Origin of the sequence: Palaeococcus ferrophilus DSM 13482, from assembly GCF_000966265.1 — an archaeon.
GTDB classification, from domain to species: domain Archaea; phylum Methanobacteriota_B; class Thermococci; order Thermococcales; family Thermococcaceae; genus Palaeococcus; species Palaeococcus ferrophilus.
The window spans coordinates 18,166-33,068 of record NZ_LANF01000019.1 but is presented as its reverse complement, the minus strand read 5'-3'; the positions used below and the strand labels follow the sequence as shown (position 1 = coordinate 33,068).

The 14,903-nt window shown below is 54.3% G+C and carries 9 protein-coding genes; 3 read left to right on the top strand and 6 right to left on the bottom strand.

Annotated features, from left to right (window positions below; translation table 11 throughout):
- Positions 1–4: 4 nt before the first annotated feature.
- The 6 genes from PFER_RS10025 to PFER_RS10005 form a co-directional block, all read right to left on the bottom strand.
- Positions 5–1,000 carry a 5-oxoprolinase subunit C family protein gene (locus PFER_RS10025; RefSeq protein ID WP_048151779.1) on the bottom strand — a complete coding sequence of 332 codons (996 nt, stop codon included), beginning with the start codon at positions 998–1,000 and terminating at the stop codon, positions 5–7.
- A complete protein-coding gene (pxpB, locus tag PFER_RS10020) occupies positions 993–1,682 on the bottom strand; it encodes a 5-oxoprolinase subunit PxpB (RefSeq protein ID WP_048151776.1) in 690 nt (229 codons plus the stop codon). Before pxpB ends, PFER_RS10025 begins: the two co-directional genes overlap by 8 nt.
- Positions 1,683–1,686: 4 nt before the next feature.
- The gene (locus tag PFER_RS10015; protein WP_048151773.1) at positions 1,687–2,454 is read right to left on the bottom strand and encodes a LamB/YcsF family protein; all 768 of its coding nucleotides are present in this window, start codon (positions 2,452–2,454) and stop codon (positions 1,687–1,689) included.
- Positions 2,455–2,523: 69 nt separating this feature from the next.
- Entirely contained in the window at positions 2,524–3,645 is a 1,122-nt protein-coding gene (locus PFER_RS10010; RefSeq protein ID WP_048151770.1) for an alkaline phosphatase family protein, read from the bottom strand.
- 6 nt (positions 3,646–3,651) lie between these two features.
- Positions 3,652–3,780 carry a hypothetical protein gene (locus PFER_RS12550; protein WP_281175723.1) on the bottom strand — a complete coding sequence of 43 codons (129 nt, stop codon included), beginning with the start codon at positions 3,778–3,780 and terminating at the stop codon, positions 3,652–3,654.
- The gene (locus PFER_RS10005) at positions 3,752–5,011 is read right to left on the bottom strand and encodes an Nre family DNA repair protein (RefSeq protein WP_048151768.1); all 1,260 of its coding nucleotides are present in this window, start codon (positions 5,009–5,011) and stop codon (positions 3,752–3,754) included. The genes PFER_RS12550 and PFER_RS10005 overlap by 29 nt, the downstream gene beginning before the upstream one ends.
- Positions 5,012–5,117: 106 nt before the next feature.
- Between PFER_RS10005 and PFER_RS10000 the strand changes: the two genes are divergently transcribed.
- The 3 genes from PFER_RS10000 (at position 5,118) to PFER_RS09990 (ending at position 14,898) form a co-directional block, all read left to right on the top strand.
- The gene (locus PFER_RS10000; RefSeq protein WP_048151766.1) at positions 5,118–6,155 is read left to right on the top strand and encodes a lysyl aminopeptidase; all 1,038 of its coding nucleotides are present in this window, start codon (positions 5,118–5,120) and stop codon (positions 6,153–6,155) included.
- A gap of 275 nt (positions 6,156–6,430) precedes the next feature.
- Positions 6,431–6,925 (top strand): Gins 23 protein, encoded by a 495-nt coding sequence (locus PFER_RS09995; RefSeq protein WP_048151764.1) that lies wholly within the window; start codon positions 6,431–6,433, stop codon positions 6,923–6,925.
- 5 nt (positions 6,926–6,930) lie between these two features.
- Positions 6,931–14,898 carry an LAGLIDADG family homing endonuclease gene (locus tag PFER_RS09990; RefSeq protein ID WP_048152640.1) on the top strand — a complete coding sequence of 2,656 codons (7,968 nt, stop codon included), beginning with the start codon at positions 6,931–6,933 and terminating at the stop codon, positions 14,896–14,898.
- The last annotated feature ends 5 nt before the right edge of the window (positions 14,899–14,903 follow it).

Genomic DNA, 14,903 nt, shown 5'->3' with positions numbered 1-14,903 from the left:
GCTATTAAACCTTTCCGGCGAAGAGAGTGAACTCCTCACCCAGGGCCCTGATCGAATAGGCCCGTATTTTTCCATCGAGGAGGTCCCTTATCGCCTCGAGGGTTTTCTCCCGCCTCCTCAACGTCTCCCGCGCCTCATCTAGGGGCACTTCCCTGAACCTCACCATTGTGCCCGGCCGACTCTGGGCGAGTAGGTGGATGTCGGCGCTTATAACGGTCGCTATCTTCGCGTAGCCGCCCGTTGTTTGAGCATCCTTCATCATCACTATCGGCTTCCCGTTGGCCGGTACCTGGACAGTTCCCGGGACCAAAGGCTCCGTAACTATGCCCGCGTCCCTCCCCGAGTGCTCCACCGCCGGCCCGTCCAGACGGTAGCCCATCCTGTCGCTCTCCGGTGTTACCGTGTATTTCGAGTTTAGGAATGTCTCGATTCCCCTCTCGGTGAAGTGCTCTAAATCCGGGCCGAGGAGTACGCGGACTTCCACCCTATCGCGCGAGTGGTCCGGCCGCAGCTGGGGAGGGAGGTACCTCCCTTCTTTGCCCGTTAGAATCGCATATCCAACGTTTAGCCCATCCCCTGCCTTCAGCGGCTTCCCGAGGCCCGCTTTGGGATAGGCCGAACAGCTCCCCAAAAGCCTCTCGCACGTTATCCCCCCCGCGAAGGCAATGTAGCCGTAGAGGCCGCTCCTCAGGGTTTCGACCTCGAGGAGGTCCCCCCTCTTCGCCCAGTGGCTCATCCATGGTTCTACGGGAACCCCGTTGAGCCTAACTTCAGTGTCGCCCGCTATTGCGAAGACCGCCGAGGCGTTGAACCGTAACTTAGGGCCGGCCAGGAGGAACTCGAGAAGCGGAGCATCCCCGGGGTTCCCTACGAGGTAGTTCGCTATTCTCGCGGAGAAGTCGTCCATGAAGCCCGAAACCGGGACGCCGAGTTTTCTGTATCCCCTCCTCCCCGCATCCTGAACGGTTAAAAGCGATGGTACTTTGAGGAGCTCAATCACTGCCTAACCCCCACTCTGCTTTGTAGATTTCCCAGAACTCTTCCTCATCAATCGGCACGAACCTAACCTCATCGCCCGGCTGGAGGAGCGTTGGTGGCTCTCTCGCCGGGTTGAAGAGTCTCAGCGGGGTTCTCCCAATCAGCCGCCAGCCTCCGGGGCTTTCGAGCGGATAAATGCCGGTCTGCCTTCCCGCTATGCCCACCGAGCCAGCTGGGACATTGAGGCGGGGCCTCTCGAGCCTCGGGGCCGCTATGCGCTCGTCCATCCCCCCGAGGTAGGCAAACCCCGGCAGGAAGCCGAGGAAGTAAACGTGGTAGACCGGTTTGGAGTGAATTTCGATAACGTCCTCAACGCTAAGCCCGTTGTACTCTGCGACGAACTCTATATCAGGCCCGTATTCGCCACCGTATAGGACGGGTATCTCTATTTTTCTTCCCTTGAAGGTTTCAGCGCTCACATCAAGCAGGGGCGCAACGGCCTTCTTAACTTCCTCGAAAGTTACCTTCAGCGGGTCAAAGATTACTGCCAGGGAAGAGTAGGCCAGGACGACCTCTACCAGCCACTCGAAGCCCTTCCCCTCGATAGCCCTCGCAAGGGCGTGAATCCTCGCGTTTATCCTATCGTCTATGACCTCACCGAAGGAAATGAGAAGGGCGGAATCGCCGAGGGGCTTTATTTCCATGCTCTCACCTGACCACTTCCCTCATTGGAACTACCTTAACCCCTTCCTCCCCCAGCACTTTCCTTATGTGCGCCGCTATCTCTACAGCTTTCGGGTTGTCCCCGTGGAGGCAGATGGTATCGGCCTTCAGTTCGACCCACTCGCCATTGATCGCCCTCACGCCGCCGTCCTTGACCATTGAAATCACGCGCTCGGCTACCTCCTCCTTGTCGTGGATAACGGCACCGGGCTCCGAACGCGGGACGAGGGTTCCGTCCGGATTGTAGGCCCTGTCGGCGAAGACCTCGTGCGCTACCTTAACGCCCATCTCCTCCGCTATCTCCGCCGGCCTTGAGCCCGAGAGCGTTACGAAGATGAGGTTTTTGTCGAAGTCGGCCATCCCCTCAATGACTCCCCTCGCGAGCTCCTCTTCCTTCACCAGGGCGTTGTAGAGTGCCCCATGTGGCTTGACGTGCTGGAACTCAAGGCCTTCTGCTCTAACAAAGGCGTAGAGCGCCCCCACCTGATAGAGGATGTAGTTCCTCGCCTCTTCCCGGGAAAGCTTCATGTACCTCCTGCCGAAGCCGAGAAGGTCAGGGTAACCGGGATGGGCGCCAACAGCTACACCCTTCTCCTTCGCCAGCCTCACGGTCTTTCTCATCACGAGCGGGTCTCCCGCGTGCCAGCCAGTCGCTACATTAGCGCTGGTGATGTAGTTCATAACCTCCTCGTCGAGGCCGAGCTTGTACCTCCCGAAGCTCTCGCCGAGGTCGGCGTTGAGGTCAACCTTCATGATACCACCGAAGGGTATCGCACGTTATCCTTTATTTGCCTTCTCACCCGCGCCCCCTCGTCTGTGATATCAAATCAGGGTCTTCCCCACCATGTCTCCGGGCTTTTCCACCCCGAAGAACCTCAGAACTGTCGGCGCTATGTCCATAAGCGAGGCGTTCTCGAGGTTGCTCCCTTCAAAGCCCCAGAGGATTAGAGGGACTTTGATAACGGGTGTGTTCATAGAACCGTGCATGCCCTTAACCCAGTGGCTCTCCCCTTTAACTCCCCTGCACAGCCTGTGAGAGCAGAACCAGTACCCCTCCTTAGCCGAAACCAGGAGCTCGCCGCTGTGGGGGGAATTAACGTGTGGCAAATCCTCCCTGAAGAAGACGTGTTTAACCCCCGGGGCGCGCTTTAATAGGAGGTAAGCGTCCTCCGCCTCATGGGGGTTCCTTAGATATATGTGGGCCCCGCCGCCGGATGAAACTCTGAGCGTCTCTATTCCGTGCTTTCTAAGGTAGATCCTCAGGTTCACCCACTTCTCCACCCTCTCCTGTCCGTGGTCTGCGAAGATTATGAAGGCGTACTCATCCCTGAGGCGCTCCCAAAGGGTTCTAAGCGATGTATCAACCGTCTCAACGGCCTTTAAAGCCCCCTCGCTCAGGGGACCGTAATCGTGGCTCATTCCGTCAATCGAGGCGAAGTGAACGAGTAGCAGATCAGGTCTGCACTCCTCGTAGAGGTAGAGGGCCGAGTTGAGAACCCAAACGTCCTTCCTCCAGTCACGCCCGTGCTTCCTGTAGAGCTTGTCGTCGCTGAAAAAAGGCGGAAAGATGCGAACGTTTGTGCCGCTGAAGGGAGGCATCGTGTAGCCGGAGACGGAGGCGCTCCTCACGCCCCTCTCCCGCAGGATGTCAACGACCGTCTGGGCCTTTATAACGCTGTGGGGGTTGAATGCCACCTCGTAATCGTAGAAATTAACCTTGGTGTCGGAGAGGCGGTCGTAGTAGCCGTTCTCAACCACGCCGTGGACGGTGGGAAAAACGCCCGTCATGACGCTCGTATGAACCAGGTCGGTAAGCGTGGGGAATATAGAGTCCACCACCGCGAAATCGCCCTTTTCAGCCAGCTCGCTCAGGAAAGGCATGTGCTCGAGGTTGTAAATCCCGTTGCCGTCGAGGCTCACCAGGGCCAGTTTTTTCCGCTCCATGAACCATCACCCCTTTCGGGCTTCCTCGAGCTTCTCGAGCAACCTCTTCATCCTCTCGAGTTCCTCCCTGAGCCTAGAAACCTCCTCTGCCATCTCTTTGAGCTCTTTAATGTTCTCCTTCGGGTTTTCTCCCATACCCTCCCCCTCCAATCCATTCGTCCAGAGTTTTCTGCCTGGCAAGGTTGCCAAGAACCCAGCTCCTGGCAAGGTACTTCCCAAAGGGGTGCTCAAGGCGGACCTTCACGGCCTTAAGGGCCTCCCTGAGGGTGTTGAACTTCCCAACGGGGTTCTCCATGGCCTTCTTAACCCCCACTCTTATCTGCCACACCCCAACGGGAGCGTAGTAGGCCGGCGTTACCTCGCGGAAGACCACAACCCTCGCACTCCTTCTCCTCGCCCTCAGGTGTTCCAAAACGCTCAAACGAGCGGCGTAGTATGCCCCCGTCGTCTGCTCCGCGTACCCCTTTATTCCACGGAAGTCCTCGTAGTCGTGGATTACGCTAGGCTCACTCGCCCCGAAGAGAGAGCCCTTAAGCCAAACCTCAAGGAGCTCGAAGGCGTAGCTCTCGGGCATCAGCAGAACGGCGTAGCGGTTGCCGAGGAACTCGTGGAAGTACACCTCGTAATCGTTTATCTCAGGATAGGTTAGAATCTCGCGGCGCAGGTGCTTCCCTATCGTGTCCTGAACGGCGGTGATGCTCCACCTCGTGGGGACGAGCTTCCTGTTGAGCCCGAGCAGTCCCGCCGAAAGGAGCCTTATTATGTAGTACTCGTCGAAGCCCCAGTTGTAGAGGCGCATTATCGCCTGCTCCGCCTTCAGCTCGTCGCTTACGACGTAGTCTGTCTTCCGCGGTATTCTGGGGTTTTCCGTGAGCTCGAAGTCGAGGAGCTCCGCCCTCGGCCCGATTGGAGGTGCGAACTCACTCGGCATGATCTTAAGAACGGGCCGGCTCTTGAGGAGAACCTCACTGTCAACGGGCTTAACGCTCATCGCCAGCTCCTGAACCTCGCTCAAAATCCTCCCGCTCCTCCTCACGCTGACGTCCGCCCTGGTCTCGCCCATCACCAGGAGGGAGCGGTAGTAGAGGATATCGCGGATGCTCTTGTCCTCCCACTTCAAAGGGCTGTCGAGGTGAGAGGTGTTGCCCTCCACGGGAGGTACGAGCGGGCCGATCCTCACCTTGGGGTAGCCGTACTCGCCGACGAAGATGCTCGGCGGAGAGGAGCCGAATATCACGCGCTTGTTGAGCCTTTTCTCCACGCTCTGGGCCACCCTGAAGCGCTCAAGTATGGGGCAGGTGGGCCTGCCGCAGAGGAGCTTTCGACCCTTGCAGATGGCACAGAGTTCCGAGTTGAAGAGTCCCATGGTTATACCTCTGATGGGTTGTTTAAATGGTTTCTCTTCGCGGGCAAAAATTTAAATAGCCCGTCGTCTCATTAAGATTGGCATCTAAACGAGAGGGGTGGTTGAAATGGTTGACTGGGAACTCATGAAGAAGGTTATAGAAGCGCCGGGCGTTTCTGGGCACGAGTTCATGGGGATCAGAGATGTCGTTATCGGGGCCCTCGAGGGGCACGTTGATGAGATAAAGGTGGATAAGCTCGGCAACGTTATAGCCCACAAGAAGGGTTCTGGACCGAAAATCATGATAGCGGCCCACATGGACAAGATAGGAGTTATGGTTAACCACATTGATAACAACGGTTACCTCCACGTGGTTCCCGTTGGGGGTGTTGACCCTAGGACCCTCGTCGCCCAGAGGATTCGCTTCTTCACGGAGAAGGGCGAGCGCTACGGTGTCGTTGGGCACATACCGCCCCACATCCAGAAGCCAGAGGACAGGAAGAAGGCCGCGGACTGGGATACGATAGTTGTGGACGTCGGTGCCGACAGTAAGGAGGAGGCCGAAGAGCTCGGCTTTAAGGTGGGAACCATAGGCGAGTTCGCCCCTGCGTTCGTGAGGCTCAACGAGAACCGCTTTGCAACCCCGTACCTCGACGACAGGATATGCCTCTACGCAATGATTGAAGCCGCGAGAGCGCTTGAGAACCACGAGGCCGACATATACTTCGTCGCGAGCGTCCAGGAGGAGGTCGGACTGAGGGGAGCGCGCGTCGCGAGCTACGCCATAGACCCCGAGATTGGAATAGCGATGGACGTCACCTTCGCCAAGCAGGTCGGCGACAAGGGCAAGATCGTTCCGGAGCTTGGAAAGGGCCCCGTAATGGACGTTGGACCCAACATCAACCCCAAGGTTCGCGCCTTCGCCGATGAGGTGGCGAAGAAGTACGAGATACCTCTCCAGGTGGAGGCTTCACCGAGACCGACGGGAACGGACGCCAACATAATGCAGATCAACCGCGAGGGCGTCGCAACGGCCGTCCTGAGCATCCCCATAAAGTACATGCACTCCCAGGTGGAGCTGACCGACGCGAGGGATGTTGACAACACCATCAAGCTCGCGAAGCACCTCCTCGAGGAGCTCCGCCCGATGGACCTCACTCCGTGAGCAACCTCACTCCGTGAGACACTGCGTGCAGCACTTCGTGCGACACCGGGGGCAGTTTCACAAAAACAGCGCCCCTGAAATCCCCGTTCGGGGGACATTTCCTTTTTCATTGATTTTGTGGGGGGGCGGAACCCCCGAATGTTTCAACCCCGATAAGCTTATATGAGTTACCGAGCTGAATTCTCTAAGAACTCGGATGATGAGGCACAGGACCTGATAGCCCAAGCATGATGACTATTCCATGGGGTCTCTGACGAGGTAAAACGGTGAGAATAATGTTTGTGGGTAGGGCTTCAATTCCCGTAAAGGTGCTCCAGCCCTTTGGAGACTGGCGGGCCGGCGATATCATACTGATAGAGGACTGGAAGGCGAAGGAGCTCTGGGAGAGCGGCATAGTTGAGGTTATTGACGAGGTCGAGAAGGTTATAATCGAGCTCGACCACTACATCAAGGAGGAGAGGGAGAACAAACCCCTATCGAGCATTGACAAGGTTCTGTATGACCGGACGGAGTTCTACATCTACTTCCTCAGCAAGGTTCTCGAGAACCCCTCGGATTATCCCGCCGAGACCCTCAGGGCGTACATAACGAAGCTCGCCAACCTTAGGGAGAAGTACCACGAGCTCAAGAGGCTCCGCTTCAACAAGATACTCAAGGCGGTGATGCTCCGCCCTGCGAGTCTGGAGGTCCTCAACAAGCTCGCACCGGAGGAGAAGGAACTTTACCTCCAGATGTCCAAGATAAGAAACGCGTGGCTGGGTGAGGAGTGATGGTAATGGAAAGGGATGAGATGATAGCCGGGTTCATTGAGTTCATACGCTCCTACGCCGACAGCGAGGGTAAGAAAGTATATATGAATAAGATAAACGACCTTCTCACGATAATCCCCAAGAGGTCCCTCGATATAGACTGGGCCCACCTGAACAGCATAAACTCTGCCCTCGCCCAGGAGCTCATTGAGAACCCCGATGAGGCCCTCCTCGCGGCGGAAGATGCAATCAGGGTTGTTCTCGAGCAGGACTTCGGGGAAGAGATGTCCCTTCACCCCCGTTTCTACAACCTCCCCGAGACGCTCCTCGTCAAGACCATAAGCGCGGAGCACATAAACAGGCTCATTCAGGTTGATGGAATCATCACGCGCATAAGCGAGGTGAAGCCCTTCGTCGAGAAGGCCGTTTTCGTGTGCAGGGACTGCGGTCACGAGATGACGCGGCTCCAGAAGCCCTACGCCCCCATGGTGAAGCCCCCGAGGTGTGAGAACTGCGGAAGCAAGAACCTCGACATAGACGTTGAAAAGAGTCGCTTTATGAACCTCCAGACCTTCCGCCTCCAGGACAGGCCCGAGAGCCTCAAGGGTGGCCAGATGCCGCGTTTTGTTGATGCGATACTCCTCGACGACCTCGTTGACGTTTCCCTCCCCGGAGACCGCGTGGTAGTCACGGGGGTTTTGAGGGTCATAATGGACAGCAAGGAGAAGAGGCCCATCTTCCGCAAGATACTCGAGGTCAACCACATAGACCACATCAGCAAGGACGTGGAAGACTTGGAAATCTCCCCGGAGGACGAGCAGAAGATCAGGGAGCTCGCCAAGAGGAAGGACGTGGTGGATGCTATCGTCCAGTCCATTGCTCCAGCCATATGGGGCCACGAGAAGGTCAAGAAGGGCATAGCTTTGGCCCTCTTTGGAGGGGTTCAAAGGGCCCTTCCCGACGGGACGAAGCTGAGGGGGGAGAGCCACGTTCTTTTGGTTGGAGATCCGGGAGTAGCAAAGTGCGTTGATTACAACACAAAAGTTGTGCTGGCAGATGGCGGCATTAGGCCCATTGGAGAGCTCGTTGAGGAGGCCATAGAGAAGGCTAAGAAAGAGGGGACCCTCGAAGTCGTTGACGACGGCTATTATGCACCCATAGACATCGAAATCTACGCACTCGATGCATCAACGCTGAAGGTTAGAAAGGTTAAAGCTAACATCGCATGGAAGAGAACAGCCCCGGAGAGAATGTTCAGGATAAAGACCGCAAGTGGGAGGGAAATAAAGGTAACGCCCACGCACCCCTTCTTCGTCTTTGAGGAGGGAGTCTTCAGGACAAGAAAAGCGGAAGAGCTGGAAGTAGGGGATTTCATTGCAGTTCCGAGGGTTATTCCTGCAACTGGAAAACCAGTAAACCTCAGTGGGGCACCCATTCAAAAACCAAAGACTGTAAAGAGCAGGCTAGTACTTCCAGAGTTCGCAGACGAAGAGTTCTGGTACATTGTTGGATTGATTACGGGAGAGGGGTACACCCAAAAAAGAGGTAGTAGTGCAACCCTTTACTTCACTAACAACGAGGAAGAGCTTATAGAGACGGTTCGCAGATATCTGATCAAGATTGGGCTTGATCCAACTGTGAGAAGCCCCCACAAAGGAAAGACCGCAAGTGAGGTTTATGCATCCAGCATTGAACTTTATGATCTCCTTGAATGGCTTGAAATAACCGGCAACTCTGCTGAGAAAAAGGTTCCACCTCAACTGTTTAGTGCCAGGGACGTGGACATAAAGGCCTTCCTCCGAGGATACTTCGATGCCGAAGGAACTGTGGACAAAGGAAGACCAAAGATAACGGTTGTTTCAGCGTCAAAAGAACTTGTCAAGGGTATACAACACCTGCTACTGCGGTTTGGCATAAAGTCCCAATTACACGAGACTAAAAGTAAAGCAACGAACGGAAAGATGCAAGAGGAAAAGACATATTACCGGCTTTTCATTACCGGAGAGGATGCAGCAAAGTTCAGAGATGTCATTGGATTCGAACTTCGGAGAAAGATGGAGATTCTTAGGGAAGTGACCCGGAATATCAAATCCAACACGAATGTTGACGTAGTCCCGGGCGTGAGCAAGCCCCTTAGGGAGGTCAGGATGAGAGCGGGGCTTACCCAAAAGGACATGGGTATAAATCGTTCCACTTATCTGCATTACGAACGGGGAGACAGGTTGCCCAGCAGAGAAAAGCTCGTAGTTATAGCCAAAACTCTCAAAACACATTTACCAAACTCGAACGATGTTAGAATCCTTGAACTCCTCGCCAGCTCCGACATATTCTGGGACAGAGTAGAAGAGATAGAAGAGTACACGCCAGAGCACCCGTGGATCTATGACCTTCAGGTTCCAGATCACCACAACTTCATAGCAAACGATATCTTTGTTCACAACAGCCAGATTCTCCGTTATGTTGCCAATTTAGCGCCGAGGGCGATTTACACATCGGGAAAGAGCTCATCGGCGGCTGGTCTATGTGTTGCGCCGGATTCACTCGTGGTTGCCGACGGCGGTATCCGCGAAATTGGACCCCTTGTCGAGGACTGGGTGAAAGAAGTCGGACACATCGAGTACTCCGAAGGAATCTTACATGCCCCATATCTTGGGGAGGGCATCTCTCTCGAGCCCGAGAAAGGTGAAGTTAAAAGCTCCGTAATGAGCAGGGTCTGGAAACTGAAAGCCCCTGAGAAACTTGTTAAAGTGAAGACAATCACAGGGAAAGATATAACGGCAACACCAGAGACCAAGCTCCTCACCTTCAGCGGTGCGTTCCAGTGGAAGAAAGCCGAAGAGCTCAAACAAGGGGACTACGTTGTAACGCTGAGGGAGCTCCAAGTGAAGGAAAAACTAGTTTACGTTATGGAACTCCTCAGTGACCTGGATGACCTTGTACTTTACGGGATTAAGAAAGACGTGAGGCAACTGATAGAGGAAGCAACTCGGAAAAAGGGCATTACAAAGAGGGAACTCTCCAGAACCCTCGGAATTAGTGAGAACATGCTCTACTACAACTGGGTGAACGAGAAGGCCTGGGGCAACATCACAATGAAGCATCTGAGAGAGCTTGCCAAGCTGGCCGATGAACCGCTCATCTCACTTTATCCCAGCGAGGTTGCACTTCAGGACGGAAAGAGAATCAAGGTACCAAAAACCCTTGACGAGAGGCTCGCATACTTCATTGGGCTCATTGCTGGAGACGGCGATGTCTCCAAGGCTGGGTGGGGAGTGTCAGTGAGGTTCTCCAACAGCAGTGAAGAGATGAGGGAGAGGTTCAAGGAACTTGCGAGAAACCTCTTCGGAATCGAGGCCAAAGAAAGCCAGGAAAAGGGAAGAATTCCTGCGGTGCGCTTCCACTCAAAGATCGTCGCACACATTCTTGAAAAGCTCGGTGTTCCACCCTCCCCGAAGTCGAACAGGTTGGACATGCCCCCCCTGCTCTTCACGGCACCCAAGAACGTTTTAGCCGCTTACATCAGGGGACTCTTCGACTGCGACGGCACTGTGGTGTTGAGAGAAAACGGGTCCTCTTACATCGAGTTCGACACCACGAGCGAGAAGCTGGCTAAGAAGCTGCAGCTTGCCCTCCTCCGCTTTGGCATCGTCTCACATTTAAGGAGGAGGGACAGAAAGGGACAAGTTAGCGAGATAAACGGCAAAAAAGTTGTCTCCAAGCACGACAGGTGGGAGCTCAAGATATACGGAGAGAACGCCCTTCGCTTTGCCGAAGAGATAGACTTTGAACATCCGGAGAAGAAGGAAAAGCTCGAGAGGCTCGTTGATGCCCTGAGCGGCTCGAGGAGGGACACCAACGTTGACGTAATCCCCGGAGTTGGAGAAGTGGTTCGGGAGATAAGGAAATTCTACGGACTGAGCATCGAGGAGGTCTACGGCTCCAACGTAGGCTCGGCAGTCGAGAAAGGTAAGAGCATTTCAAGAAAGCTCCTTGAAAAAATCGTTTCAAACCTCGAAAAAGCGAGGATAGAGGATGCTCCAGTCAACCTGCCCGACGAACTCAGGCTCAGGATCGGCAATATCCTTGAGCCGGAGGAGCTTGGACTTGGGAAGGGGGAGTTCTACGAGTTATTCAAGAGAAAGAGGAGCAGGGCGATAGGGTACGGACTCCTCGTTAAGGTAGCAAGACTTCTCGCGGATAGGGACGAAAAAGCTCATAGGGAGCTTGCCTGGATTCTCAGCGACGTTGCAGCCAGGGAAAATGAGATGCAGGAGAAAGTTTGGTTCCTAAGGAAAATCGCCGATTCAGATCTCATATTTGAGAAGGTCAAAGCGGTTGAGAAAATTAAAAGCCCTTACGAGCATGTCTACGACCTCACCGTCGAAGGTTCTCACAGCTTCGTGGCCAACGGTTTCGTTGTCCACAACACCGCCGCAGCGGTGAGAGACGAGCTCACGGGCTCGTGGGTGCTGGAAGCGGGTGTTCTTGTTTTGGCCGATGGCGGCTTTGCCTGTCTCCATCCCGACTCCCGTGTCCTTGTGGATGGAAAATATCAGCGCATAGAGGATCTATTTGAGCTCCAAAAGTCATACAAAGCGCGCTCCGGCAACAAGATTGTGGACATTCAGGAGAAGAGCATGGAAGTAGTAGCTCTTGATTTACCCACCATGCGGACGAGGGAGAGTACAGCCACAATAATCCGCAGGAAGCCGTGGAATGGTGACTTAATCCGCTTAAAGCTACGCTCAGGCAACGAGATAACCCTAACACCCGACCACCTTCTTATAGACGGAAACACGCTAGAGTGGAAAGAGGCCGAGAAGTTCAGGGAAGGGGATACGATAGTCGCACCCCTAAAGCTACCGAGCAACCAGTCCAAAGTTTACATACTCGACATACTGCCCGAGAACTGGAAAGTAAAGCTCACGAAGGGAGAAAAAGAGGAGCTGAAGAGAGAAGTACTCAAACACTACAGCAGTCTTGCAGAGTTCAACAGAAAATACAACCTTTCAAAGGATTTCCTCTCGGGTAAGGGCTCAATAACTGTGGAGAGGTTCAGACGGATTCTAAAAGACCTTGGCGTTTATGAGACATGGAGAGAGCGTCCGCTCACATATGGTCCAAATTACCGCAGGGAACGTTTTAAAGTTTCATACATAACACCGGAGCTGGCGTACTTCATTGGGTTCCTCTACGGCGATGGGTGGATATCAAAGCAGGGTTCGAAAGTCCACGTGAGGATAGTCCAGTCAAAAGTTCACAAAGAGCAGATAGAGAGAATAAGAGAAGCGTTCTATTCTTTCTACGGAAAGCCGCTCCGTGAGTACGAGAGGAGAACGGAAGGGGAAGTTAGTGGTGTTAAAGTGGCCGGTGAGTCCATAACGTTCCACATTAGTTCGCCCCTCCTAGCTTTCCTGCACGAGTACATCACAGGAAACTACTTGAGGAACGCGTTCTCCCTGGACGACGAAGCCCTAAAAGCTTTCATAGCTGGTGCTCTTGATTCCGACGGCTGTGTCTCGATAAAGAGCAGTAAGAGAGGAAAAGTTGTCCACATCGAGTTCCTGCTCTCCAATGACGAGAAAAGAGACAGTGCGTTTGCAATGCTACTCCGCAGGTTTGACGTGTACGCAAAGGTTGTCCATGGAAAAGGAGTGAACAAAATACGGATAACCGGAAGGGAAGACGTTGAAAACCTTTTAATGGCCGTTAAGGATTACAGCGTCAAGACAAAAACTCTTCCGGAAAAGAAGCATATGGTGTCCTCTTCAAGTGATAAAGTCCCAGCGAATCCTGTGAGGACGATAGCGAAGGAGATCATCGAGTCAGTACCATCAACAGTGCTCCAGAATGCGGGACTATGGAGCACGGTTTATGCCTACGCAAAAGGAAAGTACTTCCCAAGCAGAATACAGTTGAAGAGGACAATTGAAAAAATCGGAGAACTGATACCTCCAGAAACGCTGGTAAAACTCCAAGTCCTCGCTACCAGAGATTATTTCCTTGATGAAATCATCTCCATTGAGCGCGTGCCCTACGAGGGGTATGTCTATGACCTCTACGTCCCGGGAGAGCACAACTTCATCGCCGAGGGGATAATCGTTCATAACTGCGTTGACGAGTTCGACAAGATGAGCGACCGCGACAGGAGCGCCATACACGAAGCCCTCGAGCAGCAGAGCTACCACCACGACTTTGAGCTCCTCCTAGCCGATGGAAGGAAGGTGAAGATAGGGGAGCTCGTTGATGAACTCATAGAGAGGAACCGCGACAGGGTTATAATCGGTAAGGATACGGAGATACTGCCCGTTGACGACATTGAGCTCTTAGCTTACGACTTGGAGAAAAAGGAGATAGTTAAGGTAAAGGCCGACCGCGTGAGCAGGCATAAAGCTCCCGGGGAGTTCGTGAGGCTCCGCTTCTCAAATGGTAGGGAGATAGTCGTAACGCCCGAGCACCCGGTTATGGTGTGGGAAGACGGTGAGATCAGGGAGGAGCCAGCGGAGAAGGTCATGCCCGGGGACATAGCCCTCGGCGTCCTCAAATACCCCATCGAGCTCAAGGGAGAGTTCAAAGCGCGTTTTAAGGATCTGAGGGAAGCGGAGGACTACCACGACTACACCTACTCCACGGGGAAACTCTCAAAGCTAAAGCGCTATGCCAACGGTTACGAGGTCGTGGATGGGGAGCGCCTGTTACCGAAGGAACTTGTGAAGCCCCTAACGCGGGCCGGCAGGATACTCGGGGTAACCCAGACCCCAAAGGAGCGCGCCGATTTCAACCAGAGGGTCGTGAAGGGAGGCACCATTGAGAAGTACCTGCGCAGGGTATTGGAGAGGCTTGAAGAGCTCGAGAAGCTGCCCCACGAGAACCCCGCGAGGGCCCTTGACCTCCTGCCCAAGACGTGGGTATACCAGAGGTACGGTATAACCTATGGAAAACTCAGGAAGCTCGTGAAAGCCGGCGACCCCATAGCGCTGGGCGTGGTACGGAGTGCAGCCGAGGAGAGAGCCTCAATGGCCAGAAAGGAACTCAACAGGTTCCTCGAATGGTGGAAGGGCAACGTGAACTTCCTGAAGGTGAAGAGGGTCGAGAAAATCCCAAACACCGGCTGGGAGTGGGTTTACGACGTAACCGTCGAGCCCTACCACCTCTTCGTCTCCCATGGGCTGGTTCTCCACAACACGATCAGCATATCCAAGGCAGGTATTACGGCAACATTAAACGCTAGAACGACAGTTCTGGCAGCGGCAAACCCCAAGTACGGCCGCTTCAACAGGGCAAAGCCATTGCCCGAGCAGCTCGAGCTTCCACCAACGCTCATATCGAGGTTTGACCTTATCTTCGTGCTCCTTGACGAGCCGGACGAGGAGACCGATGCGGCCATAGCGGAGCACATCCTCAAGGTGAGGCGCGGCGAGAAGGAAGTCGTTACGCCAAAGGTGCCCTATGACCTCCTCAAAAAGTACATCGCCTACGCGAGGAAGAACGTCCACCCCGTGCTCAGCAAAGAGGCAATGGAGGAGATAAAGCGCTACTACGTCAAGATGAGGAAGAGGCGCCCCAGGACAGAGGGCGAGGAGGAAGTAAAGCCGATGCCAATAACCGCGAGGCAGCTGGAGGCGTTGATCAGACTCAGTGAGGCCCACGCCAGAATGCGCCTCAGCGACGTGGTGACGAGGGAAGATGCGAAGGAAGCGATAGAGCTCGTAGAGTACACCCTGAGCCAGATAGCGAGGGACGAGAGCGGGGAACTCGACATATCAGTCCTCGAGGTGGGGAGGAGTTCGAAGCAGATAAACAAGATAGAGCGCGTGATCGGAATAATAAAGCAGCTCGAGAAGGGCAGCCAGCACGGGGCGGCAATAGATGATATTATAAAGGAAGCCACTGAAAAGGGTATGAATAAAGACGAGGTCAGGAAGATCGTCGAGAGACTCTTTAACGAGGGTCAAATTTATAGCCCAAGGGATGGCTATTACCGTGTAGCATAGGGAGG